Annotated in this window: 24 protein-coding genes; 14 read left to right on the forward strand and 10 right to left on the reverse strand. The window is 56.8% G+C overall.

Annotated features, from left to right (window positions below; translation table 11 throughout):
- Positions 1–58 precede the first annotated feature (58 nt).
- A complete protein-coding gene (locus tag I6L34_RS11775; RefSeq protein ID WP_021231489.1) occupies positions 59–637 on the reverse strand; it encodes a DUF4124 domain-containing protein in 579 nt (192 codons plus the stop codon).
- Positions 638–752: 115 nt separating this feature from the next.
- A complete protein-coding gene (gene glnA / locus I6L34_RS11780; RefSeq protein ID WP_005339672.1) occupies positions 753–2,162 on the reverse strand; it encodes a glutamate--ammonia ligase in 1,410 nt (469 codons plus the stop codon).
- Between the two features lie 351 nt (positions 2,163–2,513).
- Between glnA and typA the strand changes: the two genes are divergently transcribed.
- Positions 2,514–4,325 carry a translational GTPase TypA gene (typA, locus tag I6L34_RS11785; RefSeq protein ID WP_005339679.1) on the forward strand — a complete coding sequence of 604 codons (1,812 nt, stop codon included), beginning with the start codon at positions 2,514–2,516 and terminating at the stop codon, positions 4,323–4,325.
- 241 nt (positions 4,326–4,566) lie between these two features.
- Here typA and I6L34_RS11790 read toward each other — a convergent pair whose 3' ends face one another.
- The 5 genes from I6L34_RS11790 to def form a co-directional block, all read right to left on the reverse strand.
- The gene (locus I6L34_RS11790) at positions 4,567–6,009 is read right to left on the reverse strand and encodes a TrkH family potassium uptake protein (protein ID WP_005341967.1); all 1,443 of its coding nucleotides are present in this window, start codon (positions 6,007–6,009) and stop codon (positions 4,567–4,569) included.
- A gap of 96 nt (positions 6,010–6,105) precedes the next feature.
- Positions 6,106–7,482 (reverse strand): Trk system potassium transporter TrkA, encoded by a 1,377-nt coding sequence (gene trkA / locus I6L34_RS11795; RefSeq protein ID WP_005339689.1) that lies wholly within the window; start codon positions 7,480–7,482, stop codon positions 6,106–6,108.
- Between the two features lie 79 nt (positions 7,483–7,561).
- On the reverse strand, positions 7,562–8,854 hold the full coding sequence (gene rsmB / locus I6L34_RS11800) for a 16S rRNA (cytosine(967)-C(5))-methyltransferase RsmB (protein ID WP_005341964.1): 1,293 nt from the start codon (positions 8,852–8,854) through the stop codon (positions 7,562–7,564).
- Positions 8,855–8,914: 60 nt separating this feature from the next.
- Positions 8,915–9,859: a methionyl-tRNA formyltransferase gene (gene fmt / locus I6L34_RS11805; RefSeq protein WP_005357507.1), complete on the reverse strand. Its 945-nt coding sequence runs from the start codon at positions 9,857–9,859 to the stop codon at positions 8,915–8,917.
- Between the two features lie 12 nt (positions 9,860–9,871).
- A complete protein-coding gene (gene def, locus I6L34_RS11810) occupies positions 9,872–10,384 on the reverse strand; it encodes a peptide deformylase (RefSeq protein ID WP_005339694.1) in 513 nt (170 codons plus the stop codon).
- A 108-nt stretch (positions 10,385–10,492) separates the two neighbouring features.
- On the opposite strand from def, the gene I6L34_RS11815 reads away from it, so the two are divergent.
- The 9 genes from I6L34_RS11815 (at position 10,493) to I6L34_RS11855 (ending at position 17,256) form a co-directional block, all read left to right on the forward strand.
- On the forward strand, positions 10,493–11,584 hold the full coding sequence (locus I6L34_RS11815; RefSeq protein ID WP_058058968.1) for a LysM peptidoglycan-binding domain-containing protein: 1,092 nt from the start codon (positions 10,493–10,495) through the stop codon (positions 11,582–11,584).
- A 1-nt stretch (position 11,585) separates the two neighbouring features.
- Entirely contained in the window at positions 11,586–12,701 is a 1,116-nt protein-coding gene (gene dprA / locus I6L34_RS11820; RefSeq protein ID WP_058056233.1) for a DNA-processing protein DprA, read from the forward strand.
- Positions 12,694–13,167, forward strand: a complete 474-nt coding sequence (locus I6L34_RS11825; protein WP_005339699.1) for a DUF494 family protein — start codon at positions 12,694–12,696, stop codon at positions 13,165–13,167. Before dprA ends, I6L34_RS11825 begins: the two co-directional genes overlap by 8 nt.
- A gap of 55 nt (positions 13,168–13,222) precedes the next feature.
- Entirely contained in the window at positions 13,223–13,780 is a 558-nt protein-coding gene (locus I6L34_RS11830) for a type I DNA topoisomerase (protein WP_058056232.1), read from the forward strand.
- Positions 13,781–13,854: 74 nt separating this feature from the next.
- Positions 13,855–14,358 (forward strand): 5-(carboxyamino)imidazole ribonucleotide mutase, encoded by a 504-nt coding sequence (purE, locus tag I6L34_RS11835; protein ID WP_005339704.1) that lies wholly within the window; start codon positions 13,855–13,857, stop codon positions 14,356–14,358.
- Between the two features lie 134 nt (positions 14,359–14,492).
- Positions 14,493–15,053: a Sua5/YciO/YrdC/YwlC family protein gene (locus tag I6L34_RS11840; protein WP_058056231.1), complete on the forward strand. Its 561-nt coding sequence runs from the start codon at positions 14,493–14,495 to the stop codon at positions 15,051–15,053.
- A gap of 112 nt (positions 15,054–15,165) precedes the next feature.
- Complete coding sequence (gene hemF / locus I6L34_RS11845; protein ID WP_058056230.1) at positions 15,166–16,074, forward strand: oxygen-dependent coproporphyrinogen oxidase; 909 nt, start codon at positions 15,166–15,168, stop codon at positions 16,072–16,074.
- A gap of 103 nt (positions 16,075–16,177) precedes the next feature.
- Positions 16,178–16,999 (forward strand): shikimate dehydrogenase, encoded by an 822-nt coding sequence (aroE, locus tag I6L34_RS11850; protein ID WP_058056229.1) that lies wholly within the window; start codon positions 16,178–16,180, stop codon positions 16,997–16,999.
- Complete coding sequence (locus I6L34_RS11855; protein WP_216954742.1) at positions 16,996–17,256, forward strand: DUF1488 domain-containing protein; 261 nt, start codon at positions 16,996–16,998, stop codon at positions 17,254–17,256. Before aroE ends, I6L34_RS11855 begins: the two co-directional genes overlap by 4 nt.
- A 776-nt stretch (positions 17,257–18,032) precedes the next feature.
- Here the strand turns inward: I6L34_RS11855 and yihA are convergent.
- On the reverse strand, positions 18,033–18,689 hold the full coding sequence (gene yihA, locus I6L34_RS11860; protein WP_005339709.1) for a ribosome biogenesis GTP-binding protein YihA/YsxC: 657 nt from the start codon (positions 18,687–18,689) through the stop codon (positions 18,033–18,035).
- A gap of 142 nt (positions 18,690–18,831) precedes the next feature.
- On the opposite strand from yihA, the gene I6L34_RS11865 reads away from it, so the two are divergent.
- The 4 genes from I6L34_RS11865 (at position 18,832) to hemN (ending at position 22,727) form a co-directional block, all read left to right on the forward strand.
- Positions 18,832–19,449 (forward strand): cytochrome c, encoded by a 618-nt coding sequence (locus I6L34_RS11865; RefSeq protein WP_005339710.1) that lies wholly within the window; start codon positions 18,832–18,834, stop codon positions 19,447–19,449.
- 836 nt (positions 19,450–20,285) lie between these two features.
- A complete protein-coding gene (gene yihI / locus I6L34_RS11870) occupies positions 20,286–20,870 on the forward strand; it encodes a Der GTPase-activating protein YihI (RefSeq protein WP_216954743.1) in 585 nt (194 codons plus the stop codon).
- 11 nt (positions 20,871–20,881) lie between these two features.
- Positions 20,882–21,322 carry a DUF2489 domain-containing protein gene (locus I6L34_RS11875; RefSeq protein WP_005339712.1) on the forward strand — a complete coding sequence of 147 codons (441 nt, stop codon included), beginning with the start codon at positions 20,882–20,884 and terminating at the stop codon, positions 21,320–21,322.
- Positions 21,323–21,353: 31 nt separating this feature from the next.
- Complete coding sequence (gene hemN, locus I6L34_RS11880; RefSeq protein WP_216954744.1) at positions 21,354–22,727, forward strand: oxygen-independent coproporphyrinogen III oxidase; 1,374 nt, start codon at positions 21,354–21,356, stop codon at positions 22,725–22,727.
- Positions 22,728–23,465: 738 nt separating this feature from the next.
- Here the strand turns inward: hemN and I6L34_RS11885 are convergent.
- Together I6L34_RS11885 and I6L34_RS11890 are read right to left on the reverse strand one after the other, a co-directional pair.
- The gene (locus tag I6L34_RS11885) at positions 23,466–23,834 is read right to left on the reverse strand and encodes a hypothetical protein (protein ID WP_005339715.1); all 369 of its coding nucleotides are present in this window, start codon (positions 23,832–23,834) and stop codon (positions 23,466–23,468) included.
- 1 nt (position 23,835) lies between these two features.
- On the reverse strand, positions 23,836–24,483 hold the full coding sequence (locus tag I6L34_RS11890; protein ID WP_005339716.1) for an AAA family ATPase: 648 nt from the start codon (positions 24,481–24,483) through the stop codon (positions 23,836–23,838).
- Between the last annotated feature and the right edge of the window lie 92 nt (positions 24,484–24,575).

The raw sequence follows: 24,575 nt of genomic DNA on the forward strand, positions 1-24,575 counted from the left end.
CCTGTTATGCACCGATATGGTGCATAGAGTTTACCCGCATCGGTGCGCTATATCACCCCTAGTCGGCTTTGGGGGTGGGTTTGGGAGCCGGCGTCACGCTCGCTCTATGCAGGTAAAAGGTGACTGCACTGGATTTAGCAAGGATCGTACCGTCTTTAGCGAGCAGCTCGAGCTGAGCCTCGTGGGCGCCGCGATCGACGTTTTCGACGCGGACAGAGAGGCTGTTGCTGACGATGGGGGCGGCTTTGCCATCCAGGGTCAGGCGCACATCATACTGGGTCGGAGGTTTGGGGCTGATGGTGCCCTGAAAGACGATATTGCCTGTGTTGTCGCGCAGGGTGCTGCCCTGTTCCGGGGAGAGCAGTTCGATGGTCAGCTTGGCCGCCTCTTTCTCTTTCTTGGCATCGGCGCCGGTCAGGCTGTTGAAGTTATCCACCTGCACCGATCTGGGCGCGCTGCTGCCCAGCAGCGGGGCGACCCGCAGATCGACCTCTTTGGCGTTTTTTCCAGGGGGGGGCGCATCCGAGTAGTGGGTGATGCCATTGCCATCGACCCAGGAGTAGACCTTGGCCGCGTCCGCAGCGAACGAGGTCAGCAACAGGAGGCTGAGCACCCCTATGCCATGCTTGTTGTTCATCCATCTCTCCTTGACGGTATTTTGCTTAATCCTATCAGAGAAAAAACCCGCCAGATGGCGGGTTTTGTCACGATTAAGCAAGCTGACCAGATTTAAACGGCCAGTCTGCTGAGACTTAGACGGAGTAGTACAGTTCGAACTCCAGCGGGTGCGGGGTCATGCGCACACGGTCAACATCCTGCTGTTTCAGTTCCAGATAGGAGTTGATGAAGTCATCGCTGAACACGCCGCCACGGGTCAGGAACTCGCGGTCAGCATCCAGAGCGGCCAGGGCTTCGTCCAGAGAACCGGCAACGGTCGGCACTTCTGCGGCTTCTTCCGGCGGCAGGTCGTACAAGTTCTTGTCCATGGCATCGCCCGGATGGATCTTGTTGATGATACCGTCCAGACCGGCCATCAGCTGGGCAGCGAAGGCCAGGTACGGGTTGGCAGCCGGATCCGGGAAGCGCACTTCGATACGACGGGCTTTCGGGCTCGGTACCACCGGGATACGGATGGAGGCAGAGCGGTTGCGGGCAGAGTAAGCCAGCATGACCGGTGCTTCATAACCCGGAACCAGACGCTTGTAGGAGTTGGTGGTCGGGTTGGCGAAGGCGTTGATGGCCTTGGCGTGCTTGATGATACCGCCGATGTAGTGCAGCGCCATCTCGGACAGACCGCCATACAGGTCGCCAGCGAACAGGTTGACGCCGTTCTTGGCCAGAGACTGGTGGCAGTGCATGCCGGAGCCGTTGTCACCGAACATGGGTTTCGGCATGAAGGTAACGGTCTTGTTGTAGGCGTGGGCCACGTTGTGGATCACGTACTTCAGTACCTGTACTTCATCAGCTTTCAGCGTAAGAGTGTTGAAGCGTGTAGCGATCTCGTTCTGACCGGCAGTGGCCACTTCGTGGTGGTGAGCTTCAACGACTTGGCCCATCTCTTCCAGCACCAGACACATGGCGGCGCGGATATCCTGGGAAGAGTCGACCGGTGCAACCGGGAAGTAACCGCCTTTCACGAACGGACGGTGACCCTTGTTGCCATGCTCATAGGCAGTGCCGGAGTTCCATGCAGCTTCTTCAGATTCGATTTTCACGAAGCTGTGGCCCATGGTGTTGGAGAAAGTAATGTTGTCGAACATGAAGAATTCCGGCTCCGGCCCGAACAGCACGGTGTCAGCGATGCCGCTGGACTTCAGGAAATCTTCTGCACGTTTGGCGATGGAGCGCGGATCGCGGTCGTAGCCTTGCATGGTGGCAGGCTCCAGCACGTCACAAACGATGTTCAGGGTGGTCTCTTCGGTGAACGGGTCCAGCTTGGCGGAGGCTGCGTCCGGCATCAGTACCATGTCGGATTCGTTGATGCCCTTCCAGCCGCCGATGGAGGAACCATCGAACATCTTGCCGTCTTCGAAGAAATCTTCATCAACCTGGTGAGCAGGGATGGATACATGCTGCTCTTTACCCTTGGTGTCGGTAAAGCGCAGATCAACAAACTTGACTTCGTGTTCCTGGATCAGGGCCAAAACGTTCTGGGCTGACATGCTAAGTAACCTCCGGTGTTAAAACTCTCTGGGTGAATGCGTCGTCGTATTCACATAAGCCAGTATCGTGCCAAGTTTGTGACAGCTTGATTTCAGGGCAATCTCGCTGAAGAGGCTCCCCAAAATCAGGCGATCTCGACTCGCGTTGCATCAATTTAGTGCGATGGTGGATCGTTTTGGTGCACTGTAATGGTGCGCGAAATACGGTCACCGCCCATCTAAGCAGGGTTTGTCAGAGAGGTCTATGATCCAGATCTGTTGTTATGCGCGAATGTACTGCAATTCTGCTAGGCAGATCACAAAGGCAAGAGTACAATTAGCGCCCAATTTTACCCGGTGATTGAGGCGAGAATGTTAGAGAATTTACGCAATATTGCGATTATTGCGCACGTTGACCACGGCAAAACGACTCTGGTTGATAAGCTGCTGCAGCAGTCCGGCACCCTGGACCGCTCCACGGAAGGCCAGGAACGGATCATGGACTCCAATGATCTGGAACGGGAACGTGGCATCACCATTCTCGCCAAGAACACTGCGATCCGCTGGAATGACTACCGCATCAACATCGTTGATACCCCGGGTCACGCCGACTTCGGTGGTGAAGTAGAGCGCGTACTGTCCATGGTTGACTCCGTGCTGCTGCTGGTTGACGCCGTAGACGGCCCGATGCCGCAAACCCGTTTCGTGACCCAGAAAGCGTTCGCTCAGGGTCTGAAGCCGATCGTGGTCATCAACAAGGTTGACCGTCCGGGTGCTCGTCCTGACTGGGTAATGGATCAGGTATTCGACCTGTTCGACAACCTGGGCGCGACTGATGAACAGCTGGATTTCAAAGTTGTTTACGCCTCTGCACTGAACGGTTGGGCCACCATGGATCAGGACGTCGAGTCCGAGAACATGGAACCGCTGTTCCAGGCTATCGTTGACAACGTTGAAGCGCCGAAGGCTGATGCCGAAGGTGGTTTCCAGATGCAGATCTCCCAGCTGGACTATAACTCCTACGTGGGCGTTATCGGTATCGGCCGTATCACCCGTGGTCGCGTCAAGACCAACCAGCAAGTCACCATCGTTGGTGCTGACGGCAAGACCCGTAACGGTAAAGTCGGTCAGGTGCTGGGTTACCTGGGTCTGTCCCGTACTGAAGTTACCGACGCGCAAGCGGGTGACATCATCGCTATCACCGGTCTGGGCGAGCTGAAAATCTCTGACACCATCTGTGACAACGGTGCCGTTGAAGCCCTGCCGCCGCTCTCTGTTGACGAGCCGACCGTGAACATGACCTTCCAGGTCAACACCTCACCGTTCGCCGGTAAAGAGGGCAAGTTCGTGACCTCCCGTAACATTCTGGAGCGTCTGAACCAGGAGCTGGTCCACAACGTGGCCCTGCGCGTGGAAGAGACTGATGATCCGGACAAGTTCCGCGTATCCGGTCGTGGTGAGCTGCACCTCTCCATCCTGATCGAAAACATGCGTCGCGAAGGTTACGAGCTGGCTGTGTCCCGTCCGGAAGTAATCCTGCGTACCGTTGATGGCGTTCTGCAAGAACCGTTCGAAACCGTAACTGTGGACGTTGAAGAAGCGCACCAGGGTTCCGTGATGGAGCAACTGGGTCTGCGTAAAGGCGAAATGACCAACATGACGCCGGATGGCAAGGGTCGTGTCCGTCTGGACTTCATGATCCCGAGCCGTGGCCTGATCGGTTTCCAGACCGAGTTCATGACCATGACCTCAGGTACCGGTCTGCTGTACCACACCTTCGACCACTACGGTCCGCACAAGGGTGGCAGCATCGGCGAGCGTCAGAATGGCGTGCTGATCTCCAACGCAACCGGTAAGGCTCTGACCTACGCCCTGTTCGGTCTGCAAGACCGCGGTCGTCTGTTCATCGGTCACGCGACCGAAGTGTACGAAGGCCAGGTGATCGGTATTCACTCCCGTTCCAACGACCTGACTGTTAACTGCCTGAAAGGCAAACAGCTGACCAACATGCGTGCCTCCGGTACCGACGAAGCTCAAGTGCTGACTCCGCCGATCCGCATGACTCTGGAACAGGCTCTCGAGTTCATCGACAACGACGAACTGGTAGAAGTGACTCCGAAGAACATCCGTATCCGCAAGAAATTGCTGACCGAGCTGGATCGTAAGCGCTCTGGCCGTGGTTAATGCCATGTGCTGAGTCTCGGTAGCCCTTGCGGCCGCTGATGGTTCACTGATAAACGGACCCAAACCTCTGGTTTGGGTCCGTTTTTTTATGCCTGTGATCCGCTCTGGCCATCCTGATGAGCTCGTTCAGGCTATCCGGTAATGGGGCTGATGAGCGTTGAGCGAAGGTCGTGGGGATGGGTGAGATAAAAAAGCCGCAGCGGATGAACGCTGCGGCTTTTTGCTGGCTTGCAGTGAGGGATTACTGGCGCCAGAAGGAGGGGAAGAAGAGTACGGCGACCGTCAGGATCTCCAGTCGTCCCAGCAGCATGCCGAATGACAGCAGCCATTTGGCCGATTCCGGCAGGCTGGCAAAGTTGGTGCTGGGGCCGACCACCGGGCCCATACCCGGGCCGACGTTGGCAACGGCGGTGATGGAGCTGGATATGGCCGTCAGAGGGTCAAGCCCGATGGCGCCCAGCAGCGCAGCTATCACCAGAATGATGGCGAAGTAGGCTAGTACGAATGAGATCATCGAGCGGATGATGGCGTCATTGACCGTCCGGCCGTTGTACTTCTGGGGGAATACGGCAGAGGGGTGCATCAGCTGGCGCATCTGCTTTCTGAACAGGGCGAATGCCACCTGTACCCGGAAGATCTTGAGACCACCCGCAGTGGAGCCTGAACAGGCCCCAAGAGCCAGCAGCACGATGAAGACGATGCTGGCGAGCGGCCCCCAGGTGCCGAAGTCACCAAGGCCGTAGCCGGTGGTGGTGAGCACCGAGACGATGTTGAAGCAGCTGATGCGCAGGGCATCCCAGAAGCCGAACAGGTCTCTCTCCCACAGATAGAAGGTCATGATGACGGTGACCCAGACCACCAGCCAGAAGAAGCCGCGCACCTGGGCATCCTTGAACAGGCTGTTGTCCCTGTGGTTGAGGCTCTGCACATAGAGCAGGAAGGGCAGGCCGCCGAGGAACATGAACAGGGTGCCAATCCAGTGTGCCGAGTTGGAGAAGTGGGACATGGATTGATCGGAGGTGGAGTAGCCGCCGGTACTGAGAGTGGTCATGGCGTGGTTGATCGCCTCGAACATGTTCATGCCGCTGGCCCAGTAGGCCATGAAGCAGAGCATGGAGAGCACCAGATAGACCACGACGATGTTGTTGGCGACCGTCTTGGCACGCGGGGCGCTTTTGTCCGACCAGTCCGAGCTCTCGGTCTGGAACAGCTTCATACCGCCGACGTTGAGGTAGGGCAGCACGGCTACCGCCATCACGATAAAGCCGACCCCGCCCAGCCACTGCAGGATGGAACGCCACAACAGGATGCTGTGAGCCATGTTGTCGAGGCCGGAGAGCACGGTAGAGCCCGTGGTGGTCACCCCCGACATGGTCTCGAAGTAGGCGTCGGTGAAGTTGATGTGGGTGATGAAAACAAAAGGCAGGGCGCCGAAGGCGCAGGCTACCACCCAGACCGAGGTGGTGAGCAGGAACATCTCCCGCACCCCCAGATGAAACTCCGCCTTGCGACCATAGTGGAGGCAGAGCAGGGCGGCGCCGTGAGTGATCAGCACGGACTTGAGAAACTCGACAAATCCCTCTGACCCGGTGAGCAGTGCCAGCAAGGTGGGCAGCCACATGAAGAGCGCCAGCTTGGAGAGCACCAGCCCGAGGGTGAAGATAATGGGACGCAGCTTGATCATGTTCGATAACCTGGTCGTTGATTAACAAAAGACCCGGACCATCCCCTTGGGGGAGCTGAGCCGGGTCTGGTTTGACAGCCTGTGCGCATGAAGACGTTACAGGAAGAAGGGGCTTGGCTGGAACAGCCGCTCCACTTCCGGGATGTACTTCTTGTCCACCAGGAACATGACCACGTGGTCATCCTGCTGGATCTTGGTGCGATCGTGGGCGATCAGCACCTCATCCCCGCGCACTACGGCACCGATAGTGGTGCCCGGCGGCAGCTTGAGCTCGCCCACCGTCTTGCCGACCACCTTGGAGGTGTTCTCATCACCGTGGGCAATCGCCTCGATCGCCTCGGCCGCGCCGCGGCGCAGGCTGTACACGTTGGCGATATCGGCCCGACGCACGTGTGTCAGCAGGGCCGAGATGGTGGCCTGCTGGGGCGAGATGGCGATATCGATGGAACCGCCCTGCACCAGATCGACGTAGGCGCCGCGCTGGATCAGCACCATGGTCTTCTTGGCGCCCATCTTCTTGGCGAGCAGCGCCGACATGATGTTGGCCTCATCCTCGTTGGTCACGGCGATGAAGACGTCGATCTGGTCGATGTGCTCCTCGGCCAGCAGCTCCTGATCCGCCGCATCGCCACAGAAGACGATGGTGTTCTCCAGCAGTTCGGAGAGCTGCTCCGCCCGCTTCTGGTTGCGCTCGATGAGCTTGACGCTGTAGCGCTTCTCCAGCTGGCGGGCGAGACCCGCGCCGATGTTGCCACCACCGACGATCATGATGCGTCGGTAGGGGCTCTCGAGGCGCTGCAGCTCCGACATCACGGCCCGGATATGGCCCGCGGCGGCGACGAAGAAGACCTCGTCATCCGCTTCGATGATGGTGGTGCCTTGCGGACGGATCGGGCGGCCCTGACGGAAGATGGCCGCTACCCGGGTCTCGATGTTGGGCATGTGCTCGCGCAGGGTGGAGAGGGCGTTGCCTACCAGCGGGCCACCGTAGTAGGCCTTGACCGCTACCAAACCGACGCGGCCACCTGCAAAATCAACCACTTGCAGGGCGCCCGGATATTCGATCAGGCGACGCACATAGTCGGTCACCAGCTGCTCCGGCGCGATCAGGTGGTCCACTGGTACCGATTCCGGCAGAAACAGGCGATCCCGCTCGGTCAGATAGGCTGGCGAGCGGATCCGCGCCACCTTGTTCGGGGTGTTGAACAGGGAGTAGGCCACCTGACAGGCGATCATGTTGGTCTCGTCACTGTTGGTGACGGCGACCAGCATGTCGGCATCCTGAGCCCCCGCTTCGCGCAGCACCTTGGGGTGGGCGCCGTGACCGTTGACCACCCGCAGGTCAAACTTGTCCTGCAGTTCGCGCAGGCGTTCGCTGTCGGTGTCGACGATGGTGATGTCGTTGTTCTCCCCAGCCAGGTTCTCGGCCAGAGTGCCGCCGACCTGGCCGGCTCCCAAAATGATGATCTTCATAGGGAACGTCTACTCACGTTGAGGCAGTAAAGGGACATTTCGCCTGCATGGCGATTGCCCCGGAAGAAGCATGTCAGCGTCACAGCTTGACCAGCTTGGCGTAGTAGAAGCCATCCATCTCGGCTTCACCCGGCAGGAACTGGCGACCCGGGCAGTCCGGGGTGTCCTGTTCGTGCAACGGTACCAATTTGGCATCTTTGGTCGCGGCAAGGAAGGCGCGGATCTGGTCGCGGTTCTCTTCCGGCAGGACGGAGCAGGTGGCGTAGAGCAGGGTGCCGCCGCTTTTCAGCTTGCCCCAGAGGGCGTTCAGAATACGGCGCTGCAGCTCGGCCAGCTCGCGGATGTCCTGATCACGGCGCAACCACTTGATGTCGGGGTGGCGACGGATAACACCAGTGGCGGAGCAGGGGGCATCCAGCAGGATGCGGTCGAACTGGCCCTCCGGCCACCACTGTTCCGGTGCCGCGGCATCGCCGTGGATCACTTTGGCGGTCAGGCCGATGCGATCCAGGTTCTCCTGCACCCGCTTGAGGCGGTTCTCGTCGGCATCAACGGCAACCACGCCAGCCAGCTTGGGCTGACGCTCCAGCAGGTGGGCGGTCTTGCCGCCGGGGGCGGCGCAGGCATCCAGCACCCATTCACCCGGTTGCGGGTCGAGCAGGGCGGCAGCCTGTTGTGCTGCACCATCCTGTACCGAGCAGTCACCGACCTCGAAGCCAGGCAGCTTGGTCACATCGCAGGGACGCTCCAGCAGGATGCAATCCTCGCCCTCTTCACCGGCCACGGCATTGATGCCGGCTTCGGCCATGCGAGCCAGCATGGCATCGCGGCTCTGGCGCTGGCTGTTGTTGCGGATCCACATGGGGGGGCGCTGGTTGTTCGCCTCCATGATGAATTCCCACTCATCGTGATAGGCCTGACGCAGGCGCTTGGTGAGCCACTCCGGATGACCGAGGCGAATGCTGGGAACGCGGTCGATACGCAGCAAAATGACTTCGGCGCTGCGCTGGAAGTTGCGCAGCACGCCGTTGATGAGGCCACGCAGGGAGGTGCCCTTGAGCAGTTTGACGGCATTGACGGTCTCGGCCACCGCGGCGTGAGCCGGAATGCGGGTGTAGATGAGCTGATAGAGACCGACCAGGATGAGGTAGTGGAAAATGCGGCTCTTGTTCTTGAGCGGTTTGTCCATCATCTCGTTGACTGCCGCATCGAGGCGGGGTAGCCAGCGCAGGGTGCCGTAGCAGAGTTCTTGCAGGAGAGCGCGATCGCGAGGTGCAACCTTCTCCTGGGCAGCAGGCAGAACAGCGGAGAGGGATTGACCCTGATCCAGCACCTGTTGAATAACGAGAGCGGCCTGTGCACGTGTTTTCATAGAGTTACCTTAGATGCGCAAGTCGGGGCCTGGGCCCCGCTTGTGTCAATTCAATCCAGTTCAATTCAATTGCGTGCCGGGTTCAAACCAGTCGCGGCGAGAGTTGAGCAGATCCGAAACGGACATCGCCTTCTTGCCGGGCGGTTGTAGGGTCAGCAGGCGCAGAACCCCTTTGCCGGTGGCGATATCGATCCCCTGCTTGTCGGCTTTGAGCAGGGTGCCGGCGGGTTGGCCGTGGTCGCTGTCAATGACGGCGGCTTGCCATACCTTGACGGTCTGGTCAGCCACTTCAAACCAGCTGATGGGCCAGGGGTTGAACGAGCGGATGCAGCGTTCGATGGCAACAGCCTCCATCGACCAGTCGATGCGGGCCTCTTCCTTGGAGAGCTTTTCGGCGTAGTTGGCCAGCGCATCATCTTGTGCCTCAGCAGCGGTTTCACCGGCGGCCATGGCATTGATGGTGTCGACCAGAGCCTGCGGGCCCAGCTCGGCCAATTTGTCATAGAGGCTGGCGGAGGTCTCGTCGGCGGCGATGGGGCAGCTTACCTTGCGGATCATGGCGCCAGTATCCAGTCCCACATCCATCTGCATGATGGTGACGCCAGTTTCGGCATCGCCTGCCCAGATAGAGCGCTGGATCGGTGCGGCACCGCGCCAGCGGGGCAACAGGGAGCCATGGACGTTGATGCAGCCCAGACGCGGGGTATCGAGCACCACCTTGGGTAGGATCAGGCCATAGGCAACCACCACCATCAGGTCGGCGCCAAGGGCGGCCAGTTCGGCTTGTGCCTCTTCCTTGCGCAGAGAAGCAGGTTGGTAAACCGGCAGGTTGTGGGCCAGTGCCAGCTCTTTGACCGGGCTGGCGGTGAGCTTCTGGCCACGGCCAGCAGGCTTGTCAGGCTGGGTATAAACGGCAACGACCTCGTGGTCGGAAGACAACAACGCCGCCAGGTGACGGGCGGCGAAGTCGGGAGTACCGGCAAAAATCAGTTTCAGCTTATTCAATGGGGCAGATCCTCAGAGGACTTTGCGATCTTCACGGGCCATCTTTTCCAGCTTCTGGCGAATGCGCTGGCGCTTGAGCGGGGACAAGTAATCCACAAACAGCTTGCCGACCAGATGATCCATCTCATGCTGGATGCAGATGGCGAGCAGATCGTCGGCTTCCAGCTCGAACGGCTTGCCGTGGCGATCCAGGGCGCGGATTTTGATCTGTTCAGCGCGAGGCACCAGAGCACGGCTGCCGGGCACGGAGAGGCAACCCTCTTCAATGCCGGTGCTGCCGCACTGCTCGATGACCTCCGGATTGATCAATACCAGAGGATCTTCACGGTTTTCAGAGACATCGATCACTATGATGCGCTGGTGAATGTCGACCTGAGTCGCGGCCAGGCCAATGCCTTCCTCCGCGTACATGGTTTCGAACATATCATCTACAATCTGTTGTAACTCGGGTGTAAAGGTCTCGACAGGGGCTGCAACGGTGCGCAGGCGCTCATCGGGAAAACGCAATACATCTAGAATGGCCATAGTTTTTTCTTTAGTTTCGTATAAATGCAGTCAATATTGGCGTAATTCTAGTCATTTACGCCGACAAAAAACAGCAACACTTTGCGTACAGAAGTAACAGGGAGTGTTATGTATCTGAAGCAAACCATCCTCGCCTGCCTGCTGGTGACCGTGAGTCAGGCAGCACTGGCCGATCAGCTGAGGCTGAAAGCGGGTTACCCCGAAAGTTATGTAGTGCAAAAAGGCGACACCCTGTGGGATATCTCCGGCAAGTATCTTTCCGAACCCTGGCTCTGGCCCCACCTCTGGAACATCAATCCGCAGATTGCCAATCCTCACTGGATCTACCCCGGTGATGTACTGCATCTGAGCTGGATCAATGGTGAACCCCGGCTCGGCAAGGCGATGCAGGGTGGCAAGCAAGTCATCCGTCTCGGCCCGAAAACCCGTTACGAGAACAAGGCCAACCCCATTCCGACCCTGCCTATCAGCGAGATCGGCCCCTTCCTGCAAACCGACCATATTCTGGCTGACAACCAGCAGCAGAAAACCTTGCCGTATCTGCTGGGGTCGGATCAGAAACATATCGGCATGCTGGAGGGGGACACCCTCTATGTACAGGGCTCCCTGACACCGGGGCAGGTCTATGGCATTTATCACCCCGGAGTGGTCTACAAGGATCGCGAAACCGGTGAACTGCTGGGCCAGGAGGCGATCTTTGCCGGTGTGGTGCGGGCCGTGGCGCGTCTTGATGGCGATCGGACCGAGGTGACTCTGACTCATAACCAGCGCGAAGTGCTGCAGGGCGACAAGGTGATGCCGCTGCCGGCTCAGGAGAACATGCCCGCCGTCTTCACACCGAAAGCGGCACCTACCATCACACCGGGCTATATCATCGATTTGCCGAACAAGACCCGGGGCGGTGGCAAGTTTGATGTGGTATTGATCAACCGGGGCGGCCGCGATCAACTGGTCGCCGGGGATGTACTGGATGTCAGACGACCCGGTGCTGCCCTGGTCACCAAGAATGGCGATGTACAGTACAAGGAACTCTCGTCGGTTTTTAACCGGGTGTTTTACAGCAGTAACAAGAAGGCACCACTGCCCTCTGAAGCAATTGCCCGTGTCATGTTGTTCAAGGTGTATGACAAGCTGAGTTACGGTCTCATCATGCAGAGTAACGACATGGTGAGTGCGGGCTATCAGGTCACTCACTTCTGACGTGAACTACCCCGACGCGCGTCTGGCGCTCTGGCTAACTCTCGATGCGGTCACCGGTATTGGTCCGGTGACCGCTGCACGTCTGTTGGAGCGGGCCGGGGGAAGTATTGATGCCCTGTTCCAGAGCGATGAAGCGCAATTGCATGGTATGGGGTTATCGTCAGAGCAGATCAAACAACTGCGCTGGCCCTCGCCAGTGGTTGAGCAGACCCTGGCTTGGACCGCTTTGCCTGACAATCTCCTTATTCCGCAAGATCACCCGATTTATCCACCCTTGTTGCGGGAAATTCCCGCGGCACCCCTGTTGCTCTACTGTCGTGGCGATCTTGCTGCGCTGTCGCTACCCCAGCTGGCAATGGTGGGGACACGCCATCCTACCTATGCAGGTAAAGATAATGCGTCCCGCCTCTGTAGCGAGCTGGTTGGATGCGGGTTAGCCATCACCTCGGGCCTTGCGCTCGGTATCGATGGTGTCTGCCATCAGCAGGCGCTGGCTTGTGGCGGTATTACCCTTGCCGTGTTGGGGTCCGGGCTGGATTGCCTCTACCCCAAACGCCACCAGGGGCTGGCAGGTCAGATTCTGGAGAGTGGTGGTTTGCTTATCTCCGAGCTGGCGCCGGATAAAGGGCCGCTGGCTGAACATTTTCCTCGTCGCAACCGTATTATCAGTGGTCTGTCGCTGGGAACTCTGGTGGTGGAGGCGACCGAGCAGAGCGGTTCGCTGATCACCGCCCGTTATGCGCTTGAACAGGGGCGCGAAGTGTTTGCGGTACCCGGCGCCCCGCAAAATGCCCAGGCGATAGGGTGCAACAGATTAATTCAGCAGGGGGCCAAACTTGTGCTGAGTGCTGCCGATATAGTGGAAGAGCTGCCAGAGTGGGTCGCACGGCCAGATCCGTTGGTCATACCATCTGAGCAACCGCATAATAGCGAATTGCCTTATGCCGATTTGTTGGATAACGTAGATTATGAGACCACGAGCGTGGATACCGTTGCCGAGCGGGCCCAGCTTCCTGTCGAAGTGGTATTGGGCAGGTTGGTAGAGCTGGAGCTGGCCGGTGCAGTGATGGCGGTAGCCGGTGGATACGTCAGAGCGAGGAGGGCGAATCATGTTTGATGTATTGATGTACCTTTTCGAGACCTACATCCACAGCGATGCAGATGTGATGGTCGAGCAGGATGAGCTCACCGACGAGTTGAGCCGGGCCGGTTTCGATAAAGAAGAGATCGACAAGGCGCTCGACTGGCTGGAGCGGCTGGCCAATCTGCACGATAGCGAGCGGGAGGTCTATGTTACCGCCAGCGCGCAAGGCTCGATGCGTATCTATGCTCCGCAAGAGCTGGCGCGCCTCAGCACCGAGTGCCGCGGCTTCCTGCTCTTTCTGGAACAGGCTCAAGTGCTGAATGCCGAAACCCGCGAGATCTGTATCGAGCGCCTGCTCGAGCTGGACAAGCCGGATATCGAGCTGGATGACCTGAAGTGGGTCGTCATGATGGTGCTGTTCAACGTACCGGGCAGTGAAAATGCCTACCAGCAGATGGAAGAGCTGGTGTTTGATGAGTCAGACGGCGTCATTCACTGACAGTCCGGTGCCGCGCTGGTAGAATTCAGGCCATCTGGATTTCAAGGCGCGGCCCATGTCAAAAATCGATCATCACCTCTTTTCAGCCCACGAACATGCCTTCGAGCGCGAGCCGTGCCCGCAGTGCGGGGCCGAGCTGGTGATCCGCCAGGGCAAACATGGCCCCTTTCTTGGCTGTTCTGCCTATCCTGCCTGTGATTACATACGCTCCCTGACGCCATCCGGCCGCGACATCGAAAAGGTGCTCGAAGGCTCTGCCTGTCCCGATTGCGGAGAGCCGTTGGCGATCAAGAAGGGGCGTTACGGTCTGTTTGTCGGTTGTACCCAGTATCCAGCCTGTCAGCACATCGAATCCCTGCAGGAGAGCGATGATACCCAGATCCTCTGCCCCGAGTGCGGCAAGGGTCATCTGGTGAGTCGTACCTCCCGCTACGGCAAGCAGTTTTACTCCTGTGATGGCTATCCACACTGCAAATATGTGGTGAACGACAAACCGATCCCCATGCCCTGCCCCGAGTGTGGCTGGGGCATCATGGTTGAGAAAAAAGTGAGGGGAACTCTGCGTTGGGTCTGTCCGCAAAAGAAATGCGGCCACCAAAGTGAGCGGGTATAATCCCGCCGCCGCAACCGGATTGAAACGTTTTCGGTGAACTTCAACCCCCCACTTGGAGTAAGGAAATTCCCACCATGAATAAACCCTTTGTTGCCGTATTGATGGGCTCTGATTCTGATTTCCCCGTGATGCAGACCACCCTCGAGGTGCTCAAGTCATTTGATATCGCAGTGGAAGTCAAAGTCACCTCCGCGCACCGCACGCCGGCTGCGACCCATCAGTATGTGACCGATGCCGAGGCCCGTGGCTGCAAGGTCTTTATCTGTGCTGCCGGTCTGGCGGCGCATCTGGCGGGTGCCGTAGCCGGCATCACGACTCGTCCTGTGATCGGGGTGCCCATCGATGGTGGCCCGCTCAAGGGGCTGGATGCGTTGCTCTCCACCGTGCAGATGCCGGGTGGTGTACCGGTGGCGACCGTGGCGATCGGCAAAGCCGGTGCCAAAAACGCAGGTTATCTGGCAGCCCAGATGCTGGCAGTAGCCGATGATGAACTGGCGGCCAAGGTTCGGGCCGAACGCCAGAAGAATGCCGAAGAGGTGATGGCCAAGGATGCCGCCCTGCAGGCTCAACTCAAGTAAGTGAATAGGTGGCGATCCGGATGTGTCGTATTTTCCTGTGCAACAGCAACACGTCACTTTGCCATGGTCGCCGCCATACGGATTCAACTTGCTACTAAGTGACGAGGCGGCAGCCAGGCTGCCGCATTTTTCCTATGCCAAATGAATTTGAACAGGCGGTTGCCGCCCTCCTGCAGGAAGGGGTGATTGCTTATGCGACCGAGGCCGTGTTTGGTCTGGGATGTGATCCCGACTCCGAGGTGGCGGTGCAGCGACTGCTGGCCATCAAGCAGCGTCCGGTAGAGAAGGGGTTGATCCTGATTGCTGCCGACATGGCACAGCTGCAGGACTACATCGATCTGAGCCAACTTAGCGGTGAGCAACTGGCTCGGGTTGAAGCCAGCTGGCCCGGCCCCTTTACCTGGATCATGCCTGCCCGTGCAACGACGCCGGCCTGGCTGACCGGGCAGTTCGAGACACTGGCGGTGCGCGTGACGGCTCATCCTCAGGTACAGGCGTTGTGCCGTGCCTTTGGCAAGCCTCTGGTCTCTACCAGTGCCAACCTGACCGGTGAGGAGCCGGCTCGCCGCGTGGCCGATATCGGTGAGCGGCTGGCAAGCAAGTTAGCCTATATCCTGCCCGGTGAAGTGGGTGGTCAAGCTAACCCATCCGAGATCAAGGACGCCCGAACCGGCGCCATTATTCGCCCCTCCTGAACAGGCGGATACGTCATGATTTGCTATCAATCCGCTGAGCGGTGAGCTCATCGGATTGATTTAACTATAAAAATGGACAGGGCGTTCACGATCCTGCCTGACTGGAGACAAGATGAGCAAACCGGATGTGGCCCAGGTCAAGGCCTTCCTGTTGCAGTTGCAGGACGAGATCTGCCGTGGTCTGGAGCAGGCCGATGGCAGTGGACACTTTGTGGAAGATGCCTGGAGCCGTGAAGGCGGTGGTGGCGGACGTACCCGCGTGCTGCGCCACGGCGCGGTGATCGAGCAGGGGGGTGTCAACTTCTCCCATGTCTATGGCGATGCCATGCCTGCCTCTGCTACAGCTCATCGGCCAGAGTTGGCCGGTCGCAAGTTCGAGGCGATGGGCGTGTCGCTGGTGATCCATCCGCACAACCCCTATGTGCCGACCAGCCACGCCAACGTCCGTTTCTTCATCGCCGAGAAAGAGGGTGAAGAGCCTATTTGGTGGTTTGGCGGTGGCTTCGATTTGACGCCCTTCTACCCGTTTGCCGAGGATGTGCAGCACTGGCATCAGGTCTCCCGTGATCTCTGCGAGCCCTTTGGTGATGAGATCTACCCCGAGTTCAAATCCTGGTGCGATCGCTACTTCTTTCTCAAACACCGCAACGAGACGCGGGGGGTGGGCGGTCTCTTCTTCGACGATCTGAATCGCTGGCCCTTTGCCGACTGCTTTGTCTTTATGCAGGCGGTAGGTCGGGGTTATCTCGATGCCTACCTGCCGATCATTGAACGACGCAAGGTTCTACCCTATGGCGAGCGGGAGCGGGAGTTCCAGCTCTATCGTCGCGGCCGTTATGTGGAGTTCAATCTGGTGTATGACCGTGGCACCCTGTTCGGGCTGCAGACCGGCGGACGTACCGAGTCGATCCTGATGTCGATGCCACCGCTGGCACGTTGGGAGTATGACTGGCAGCCGGAGGCGGGTACTCCTGAAGCCTTGCTCTACACCGATTACCTCACGCCGCGAGAGTGGCTGTGACCCGAGGGACCATGATGGTCCCTTTTTACTGGCCGTTATTCGGCTTGTTCCCGAGAGTGAAAACCCGTTAAATCGGAATATTGCCCTCTGATGGAACTCTTTGATGGATCGTTATCTGGTTTTTGGCCACCCGGTGCGCCACAGCAAGTCCCCCTTCATTCACACCCTGTTTGCCAGACAAACCCAGCAAGAGCTGGAGTATGGGCTGGCTGAACCCGCCGTCGACGAGTTTGCCCAAGCCCTGCGCACCTTCTTTGACCAAGGGGGCAAGGGATGCAATGTCACCGTTCCCTTTAAGGAGCAGGCATTCACTCTGGTCGATTGCTTGAGCCCGAGGGCCAAGCGGGCGGGCGCGGTCAATACCATCAAGCTGACCGATGATGGTGTGTTGCTGGGGGATAATACCGATGGCGCCGGTCTGGTCGCCGATCTCAAGTCCCATGGTGTGACGCTGGCGGATAGCCGGATCCTGCTGCTGGGTGCCGGTGGCGCTGCTCGCGGTGCATTGGCGCCGCTGCTGGCTGAGTTGCCGAGCGAGCTGGTGATCGCCAACCGCACCCACACAAAAGCGCAACAGTTGGCTGCCGAATTCTGCGATCTGGGGCCTGTGACTGCCCAGACCTATGAGCAGTTGGCAGGGCCATTCGATCTCGTCATCAATTCGACTTCTGCCAGCCTGCAAGGAGAGCTGCCGCCGTTGGCCCCTGCCCTGATCCACACTGATATTGCCATCTACGACATGATGTATGGCGCCTCGGATACGGCGTTTATCAGTTGGGCCAAACAGCATGGGGCCCGTCAATCCATGGATGGACTCGGCATGCTGGTGGAACAGGCCGCCGAAGCGTTTACCGTGTGGCGCGGAATTCGTCCCGGGACTAAACAGGTATTGAGAGAGTTGAAGCGTAACTTGGGGGTGATATGAACCAGGGTATTCTGTTTCCCGACCTGATGGAGTGGCAGGCTGACGAACAGCGGGTGCGTTTTCCTGCCCAGCAGATGGGGGCGCTGATAGATTGTTACATCAGTCAGCGGCGGCTGGAGAGAATGACAGGTCTGGCGCTGACGAGAGAGGATGACATCGTCAGAGCCTTCGAAAGTGTGCGTTTTGATATTGAAGATATGGCTAAAAAACTCATTGAAGAACAAGAGTTTGCTGAAGATGGCGCAATCTACCTCTGATTTTTCAAAGTTTTTTTGTTTTGTAGCGGAACTACTTTGAAATGGCGCTGACTAACTAGATAGTTGAGGAAGTGCTAGCTAGTCACCTTTATAACTCCCCGGTATTCGTACTGGGGGTTTTTTTATCTGCATGAAATTAAAAGGTTTTTTCTTAACCTGTAAGCTGTGAAACTAAATTACATAAATTACTTTCACTTTCTGCTGCTTTGCTGTACAGTTGTCTGCGTAGGGTACAGAGGTAAGATGTTCTATCTTTCAGACCTTTTATTTCACGTAATTGAATGTGGCTGAATAGCTGCCCCGATGAGGTTCTCGTCGGGGTGTTTTTTTATGCGTGCCATTTAGAGTAAATGCTTTAAATTGGTGATGCATTTGATAGAATGAGGCTGCTTCTTGAGGAATACCTGTCGTCTGGTACTCAAGATTCAGCTTCTTCCCAATTTTTTGAATTTATTATTTCAGGCTGGATGGCATCACTGTCGTCCGGCCTCATTTTTATCCCTTTCGGTTAGATCTTGTAATTAAATTTCATTTTTGTCTCTTTTGGTAATTATTGTTCGTTTTGAAAGAACGAACTTGAAAACGCTCTCAACGTCTTTAGAGGTTAATTCCCCTCGTGAATTAACTGCCTATCTATATGAACTGTAAGCAGTATTGGATATAGCAGGGGAGGCGAATGCGGGGTGTTTGTCGTGAGGCAGGTGAAAGCAGTAATCTGAAACCCTTTCAATCAGCGGAGGAGTGCTCCGCCAATTGCAAGGAGAGCGAGGAGTCGATTACTCCTCGGCAGGTTGCTGTTCGTCAGCGTTCAGCAGGTCGGTATCGTCACCACTGACGTACCATTCGGTCAGGGTTTGCGCCAGCTTCTCCACACCTATATTGGTGAGAGAGGAGAATGCTTCGACCTGGATCTGGGAACCAAGGTTGGCAACGGCCTGGCGCACCTTGATCACCTGGTTGTTGCGCGGGCCGGGGCTCAATTTGTCAGCCTTGGTCAGCAGCAGCATGACGGGCAACTGACGGTGCGAGCTCCACTCCAGCATGTTCATGTCGGTATCTTTGAGCGGGTGGCGGATGTCCATCAGGATCACCAGGCCTTTCAATGACTCACGGCGCTGCAGATACTCTGCCAGTGACTTTTGCCACTTGAGCTTCATTTCCAGCGGAACTTGCGCATAACCATAACCCGGCAAGTCGACAAGACGCTTACCCGGTTCCAGTTCAAACAGGTTGATCAGCTGGGTACGACCGGGTGTCTTACTGGTGCGTGCCAGGTTCTTGTGTTTGGTTAAGGTGTTCAATGCAGATGACTTACCGGCGTTGGAACGGCCGGCAAACGCGATCTCGACACCCCCATCATTTGGCAGGTGACGGATGTCGGGTGCGCTGGTCACAAAATGCACCTTATTGAAATTCAGAGTTTGTGTATCCAACGTAAATTCCCCATGGAGATAGAGGGTTATAGAGTTACTTTTTTGTAAAATGGTGTAAAATAGCGTCGCTTAAACGCGTTTATTTTAACATGCCTTCAGCGGCATGGGATCTGGAAGCCTAATAACGAAAAGTTGGAACGCCATGAAGAACCTAGTCATTACTCTTGCTCTGATGGTTGGCGTAACGGGGATGGCACAAGCCAAGGGCGATGCCGCTGCGGGACAGACCAAGGCTGCCGTTTGTGCGGCTTGTCATGGACCGGACGGAAACAGCCTGGTTGATATGTACCCCAAAATTGCTGGTCAGCACGCATCATATATCAAAAAGCAGTTAGTTGAACTGAAGGCTGCCGCTTCTGGTCAAATTGGCCGGGTTGCGCCAGTGATGGGGCCGATGGCGTTACCTTTGTCGGAACAGGACATGGATGACCTGGCGGCTTATTTCTCCAGCCTGAAGGTTACCCCTATCGCTGTCCCTGACGACGTGGTCGAAGCGGGCAAGGCGCTCTATATGGGTGGTGACATGAGTCGCGGTCTGGCAGCTTGTACGGCTTGCCATGGTCCCCGTGGCTCGGGTGTCGAACAGGCGAAGTATCCCAACCTGTCCGGCCAGCATCCTGCCTATATCAAGGCTCAGCTCACTGCATTCCGTGCTGGCACGCGTGACAACGATCCGAATGGAATGATGCGGGACGTTGCCAAGAAACTGACTGATCAGGATATCGAAGCCCTCTCCAAATATGTGGCGGGTCTGCACTGATATAGTCGATACGGTCGATTTGAGTTGAAACGGGGAGCTTGGGCTCCCCGTTGTTTTTATAGCTTTCAGATAATTCTCGGTTTAATCCCCCCGTTCTGTAAGAGATCTCCCATTCTCAAGGCAGGTCAAGGCTCATAAAATTGCATAAAATATTAAATAATCATTATTTATCAATTAATTATATGAGTGTTGATATTTTTCGACATGTTGAGAATGTTTTGAGTGGATTGAGCCGCTTTATAGAGTTGGTACAGTAGGCTTAATGGATTCACCCACGGATTGGGTGGCGGTTTCACGACAGGGGGTTGTGAGCAGAGGATGGCTGGCGTGGCGGGATGCCATGGGCTCGGATGAGCTGGCAAAGGATTGAAGGATCAGGATGGTGACCATCTCCGGAGCGGGATGGGGTTGCGGGATGCAGACTCCCCGGCACGATGGCAGGATGCGGTCGAGACGGGTCAAACAGGCACACGCACATTCAGGAACGACCAATATAAGGTCAGGATGACCACACAACGATATGATGCGGCGACAAGTTGTCACGGAGAGGGCGAAACAGATTGTTTTGCCATTCAGGATGGCGCACGCATGAACATATCAAGGCAGCTTCGGCTGCCTTTTTTCTTTTGGGTCATTAACCCGATTAGCCATTCTGTGTCAAAATACCAGCAACATGCCCAGAGGATACCGATCCTGCGGTGTTCAGTGGCCTGATTGGGCCTGATTGGTGCGGGATCCTGCTCTTGTTCCAGCCTTACTGTTCCTCGCATCGTATCCCACCGGGTGAGAGCATCCCAGGTACGGGTCAAACCAGTTATTTTCGGAGTTAGCCATTCATGTCTGCCAAACAACCCACTCGCAAGCCTACTGGCAAGCGCAAAGAATCTGATGTCAGTGCTCAGGAAGGCCGTGAGCGTAAACGGGCTGCCAAGCGAAAGGGCCTGAAGGCTGGTTCTCGTCAGCAAGTTGAACAGCCGAAGAACAAGTCTGGCAACAGCCAGTCCAAAGATCCGCGTATCGGTTCCCGCAAGCCGGTAGTACTGGTGGTGGATGACAAACAGAAGAAGCCGGCAGCACCCAAGGCGGTGAAAGAGAAGAAGCTGGTGATGACGCCCGAGCAGGAGCTGGCTTCCATCGAAAACGATGACCGCTTGAATGATCTGCTGGATCGTCTTGATGCCGGTGAAACCCTGGAAGCGGCCGAGCAGGCCTGGGTTGATCAGCGTGTCGACCGTTATCAGGAGCTGATGGATGAGCTGGGCATCATCGACAACGATGATGAAGATGACGAGCTGCCGTTTGATGATGGCGATGACGCCGAGTTCGACGAGCAGAAACCAGCCTCCGAAGAGGAGTTGTGGGACCGTTTCAACCAGGTTGATTTCAAGCCGGAACCCAAGCCTGAGCCGAAGAAAAAGTGATGAGTGGATGGATGCTGGCCGCCCTGTTGGGCGGCCTGATTTTGTCAGGATTGGCCATCTATGCAGGCATGCTGCTAGCCAGACTGAGGCGACAGCAAGCGATGCAGTGGCAGGCTATAACTGCTCGCAATGAACGAATTCTGGAGAGCGTGCGGGTCATTGCTCATGCGGTGCAGGAGGGGCAGTGCGATTACTCCGAAGGCGCCATTCGGCTGACCAATCTGCTGGATGCGTTGCAGATCAAGGGGGGGCGAGCATTCGTTGCCGAGTTCCCGGGTCTGTACGGGCTGTATGAGAAGGTGAAAGATATGCCGACTCATGAGGCCAGACGTGCCCTCAAGCGCAATGAAGTGATGAAGATGGATCTCGAACGAAGCGGCTACGAGGCCGAGCTGGAGGCTCAGATCCTCAAGGATGTGGCCCAGCTGAAGGATTTTCAGTTAGGTCGGTGAGCCAACAATAACAACAAGAGAGGAAGCGAGCGTGCAAGCAGAACAGATTGTGTGGGATCAGGCCCTGATCGAAAAATATAACTACAGTGGCCCGCGATACACCTCTTATCCCACTGCGCTGGAGTTCAACGAGAGCTTCGGCTATCCGGATTTTGTCCGCGCTGCCGGCCAGTATCCCGAGCGCAATCTGTCGCTCTACGTGCATATCCCTTTCTGTCACAAGCTCTGCTACTACTGCGGCTGCAACAAGGTCATTACCCGCCATCAGCACAAGGCTGACGAGTACCTCGACTACCTGGAGCAGGAGATCAAGGCGCAAGCCCCGCTCTTCAAGCATCGTCTGGTTACCCAGCTGCACTGGGGGGGCGGTACACCCACCTATCTGGATGAAGCGCAAACGCGCCGTCTGATGGCCATGCTGCGTGAGCACTTCCATTTCGCCGAAGAGGGGGAGTTCAGCATCGAGGTCGATCCGCGCGAGATTGCCATTACCATGCTGGATGTGCTGCGAGACGTCGGCTTCAACCGCATCAGCCTTGGGGTGCAGGACTTCAACAAGGATGTGCAGGTTGCGGTCAACCGCGAGCAGGACAACGACTTTATTAAAGCGATGCTGGAACGGGCCCGTGAACTTGGCTTCCGCTCGACCAACCTCGACCTTATCTATGGCCTGCCGCATCAGGATCGTGCCAGCTTCCACCATACGCTGGAAGAGGTGCTCAAGACGGATCCGGCGCGCCTCTCCATCTTCAACTATGCCCATCTGCCGAGTCGCTTTGCCGCCCAGCGCAAGTTGAAAGAGGTGGATATGCCTGCGCCGCAGGAGAAGCTGGCCATGCTGCAGGACACCATCGCCTTCCTCACCGGTCAGGGTTACCAGTTCATCGGCATGGACCATTTTGCCAAACCAGATGACGAACTGGCAGTGGCGCAGCGCGAGGGCAAGCTGCACCGCAACTTCCAGGGCTATACCACTCAAGGTGATTGCGATCTGCTGGGGCTGGGGGTCTCCTCCATCAGCATGATCGGTGATGCCTACTCCCAGAACCAGAAAGAGCTCAAGACCTATTACGTACAGGTTGCAGAGCTGGGTCATGCCCAGTGGAAAGGCTGCTCGCTCAATCAGGATGACCTGATCCGCCGTGAGGTGATCAAGCGGCTCATCTGTGATTTCCGTCTGAACTTTGCCGCTGTCGAACAGGCGCACGGGCTCAATTTCAGAGAGTATTTTGCCGACGATCTCAAGCTGCTGCAGACCTTCATCAACGATGGATTGGTGCGTATGACGGAGGATGGTCTGGAGGTCTCCTCCACCGGGCAGCTGCTGATCCGCAATATCTGCATGTGTTTCGACGTGTACTTGCGCAACAAGGCGCGCCAGCAACAGTTCTCTCGCGTGATATAAGCTTGTTTGCCGATTAGAAAACAGAAAAGGGCGCCATCGTGGCGCCCCTTTCATATGTTTTTTTGCTTAAGCAGCGGGTTGGGAAGGTTCTGGCAAGAAGTCTCTGCGCTGAGGCAAGCAATTGAGAGCCAAGCAAGGGGACGGTGAAACGCAGATAAAAAGATGGGGGCGACTTGCGTCGCCCCCGGTAGTCGTATCGCTCAGATCCTTGAACGAAGTTGCTCCCTGCAATCCCTGACTGTTTACCTCTTCCTTTAGGTTTCCCCTTCCCAATCCTTTGGGGTGTCCTTTAGCCATCTTGGCCTGACGAGTCATCCTGTCCCGTCGCACTTTCTCCGTCCTGGGAGGTGTCCTTTACCACATCCTGTGGTGATGTCCATTTGCCCAACCCTGGCAGCCAGTCTTCCTGACCGACTTCATTGCGTCCGTGCATGAGTAACTATAAGGATTTTCTAACAGGCTACAACGCCAGATTGGAAAACGTTTTTGTCATTAGCTATTTCGAAAGTGATGAGTTTCAATTTATTCATTTATAAACAGCTAGTTAAGTTACTCATCTTCATGTTTTAAGATCTTATCTTCCGATTATCTCGGGGATCTTTTAGGCCGTTGGCTTACATGCGGAATGGCAGATCTCTTACAGCGCGTTTTGGTTGCTTAAGAAACAGATTTTGCAGTCTGATGATGGTCATTAGGGGTGAGTTGGTGAGGCACACAAAGAGCGGTTGAATGGAGAAATTATGAGCGCTGGTTGAGCCGCTCATAGATGGTCTGGCGCTCTTCCGGGGTGAGCGAAGAGAAGTAGTGGGTAAAAAGGCGCAGCAACAGGGACTTGTTCATGCCGTCTTGCTGGGTCAGATTACCCAGCTCGTCGATGGCCACCGTGCTCATGGAGAAGGTGGCTTTTTTGTAGCTGGGCTTCAGGTGCTCGCCGCTCTCGATAAAGGCCAGCGCCGACAAGGCTTCGTCACGATGCAGGCCCAGTTCAAGGCTGACCACCTTGGGTTTGCCCTTGGCGTAGAACTCTGCATCTTCGATAAATTCGTCGACGGTGAACTTCTTCTGGTGATGCAGCTGGTGCTTTTTCTTCAGATCGGCCAGACCCATCTCACACCCCCACTTGCAGGAACTCTTTGGCGATGGCCCGGATCTCTTCGGCGGATTTGCCATCCGGCTCGATCTCCATCACCGACAGCCCCTTCTCTTCGCTGTCGTCATAGACGTTGCGACCATAGGTGATGGCGTTCAGGACGTCGACACCGAACGAGGAGCAAACCTCTTTCGCTTCGAGAATGCGTTTTACCTGATTGGGCAGGGCGGGGCACTGGGTCAGCACTACGGCTGCATTGAGCGTCGGATTAACCATCTTGCAGGTGGTGATGAGATCTTCCATGTGGGGCAGGGTCTTGAGGTCGCGGCGTTTTGGGCGCAAGGGGATAAGGGCGTGGGTGGCGACAGCCATGGTGGAGCGCAGCGCCCGGTTGTCTTGCCCGCCGCAATCGACGATGACGTAGTCGTAGCGGTTTTTCAGGCTGAGCAGGTCGTTGCGAATATTGCCATAGAGCTGTACGCAGTTGATTTGTGGCAGCTCCGGGTTGTCATTGCGCTCCTGAATCCAGTCAGAGGTGGTGCGCTGCGGGTCGCAGTCGACCAGTAACACCTCCCCCTGAAATTGGGATCTGAGGTAGACCGCCAGATTTTGTGCCAGGCAGCTCTTGCCACTCCCCCCCTTCTCTCCACCGACCAACAAGATCATGACGTTCCCCTATCCATGAGAAAACCGCTGATTTCAGTATAGGAGGGGCCAGTCTCATCACAAGGCGAGAGGAGTGATGCTCCTCTCGTTGT

The organism is Aeromonas sp. FDAARGOS 1404, from assembly GCF_019047085.1.
Classification (GTDB): Bacteria; Pseudomonadota; Gammaproteobacteria; order Enterobacterales; family Aeromonadaceae; genus Aeromonas; species Aeromonas veronii.

Coding starts and splice junctions, on each gene's coding strand:
- I6L34_RS11775 (WP_021231489.1), bottom strand. CDS start 637: ATGAACAACAAGCATGGCATAGGGGTGCTCAGCCTCCTGTTGCTGACC.
- glnA (WP_005339672.1), bottom strand. CDS start 2,162: ATGTCAGCCCAGAACGTTTTGGCCCTGATCCAGGAACACGAAGTCAAG.
- typA (WP_005339679.1), top strand. CDS start 2,514: ATGTTAGAGAATTTACGCAATATTGCGATTATTGCGCACGTTGACCAC.
- I6L34_RS11790 (WP_005341967.1), bottom strand. CDS start 6,009: ATGATCAAGCTGCGTCCCATTATCTTCACCCTCGGGCTGGTGCTCTCC.
- trkA (WP_005339689.1), bottom strand. CDS start 7,482: ATGAAGATCATCATTTTGGGAGCCGGCCAGGTCGGCGGCACTCTGGCC.
- rsmB (WP_005341964.1), bottom strand. CDS start 8,854: ATGAAAACACGTGCACAGGCCGCTCTCGTTATTCAACAGGTGCTGGAT.
- def (WP_005339694.1), bottom strand. CDS start 10,384: ATGGCCATTCTAGATGTATTGCGTTTTCCCGATGAGCGCCTGCGCACC.
- I6L34_RS11815 (WP_058058968.1), top strand. CDS start 10,493: ATGTATCTGAAGCAAACCATCCTCGCCTGCCTGCTGGTGACCGTGAGT.
- I6L34_RS11825 (WP_005339699.1), top strand. CDS start 12,694: ATGTTTGATGTATTGATGTACCTTTTCGAGACCTACATCCACAGCGAT.
- I6L34_RS11830 (WP_058056232.1), top strand. CDS start 13,223: ATGTCAAAAATCGATCATCACCTCTTTTCAGCCCACGAACATGCCTTC.
- purE (WP_005339704.1), top strand. CDS start 13,855: ATGAATAAACCCTTTGTTGCCGTATTGATGGGCTCTGATTCTGATTTC.
- I6L34_RS11840 (WP_058056231.1), top strand. CDS start 14,493: ATGCCAAATGAATTTGAACAGGCGGTTGCCGCCCTCCTGCAGGAAGGG.
- hemF (WP_058056230.1), top strand. CDS start 15,166: ATGAGCAAACCGGATGTGGCCCAGGTCAAGGCCTTCCTGTTGCAGTTG.
- aroE (WP_058056229.1), top strand. CDS start 16,178: ATGGATCGTTATCTGGTTTTTGGCCACCCGGTGCGCCACAGCAAGTCC.
- I6L34_RS11855 (WP_216954742.1), top strand. CDS start 16,996: ATGAACCAGGGTATTCTGTTTCCCGACCTGATGGAGTGGCAGGCTGAC.
- I6L34_RS11865 (WP_005339710.1), top strand. CDS start 18,832: ATGAAGAACCTAGTCATTACTCTTGCTCTGATGGTTGGCGTAACGGGG.
- yihI (WP_216954743.1), top strand. CDS start 20,286: ATGTCTGCCAAACAACCCACTCGCAAGCCTACTGGCAAGCGCAAAGAA.
- I6L34_RS11875 (WP_005339712.1), top strand. CDS start 20,882: ATGCTGGCCGCCCTGTTGGGCGGCCTGATTTTGTCAGGATTGGCCATC.
- I6L34_RS11885 (WP_005339715.1), bottom strand. CDS start 23,834: ATGGGTCTGGCCGATCTGAAGAAAAAGCACCAGCTGCATCACCAGAAG.
- I6L34_RS11890 (WP_005339716.1), bottom strand. CDS start 24,483: ATGATCTTGTTGGTCGGTGGAGAGAAGGGGGGGAGTGGCAAGAGCTGC.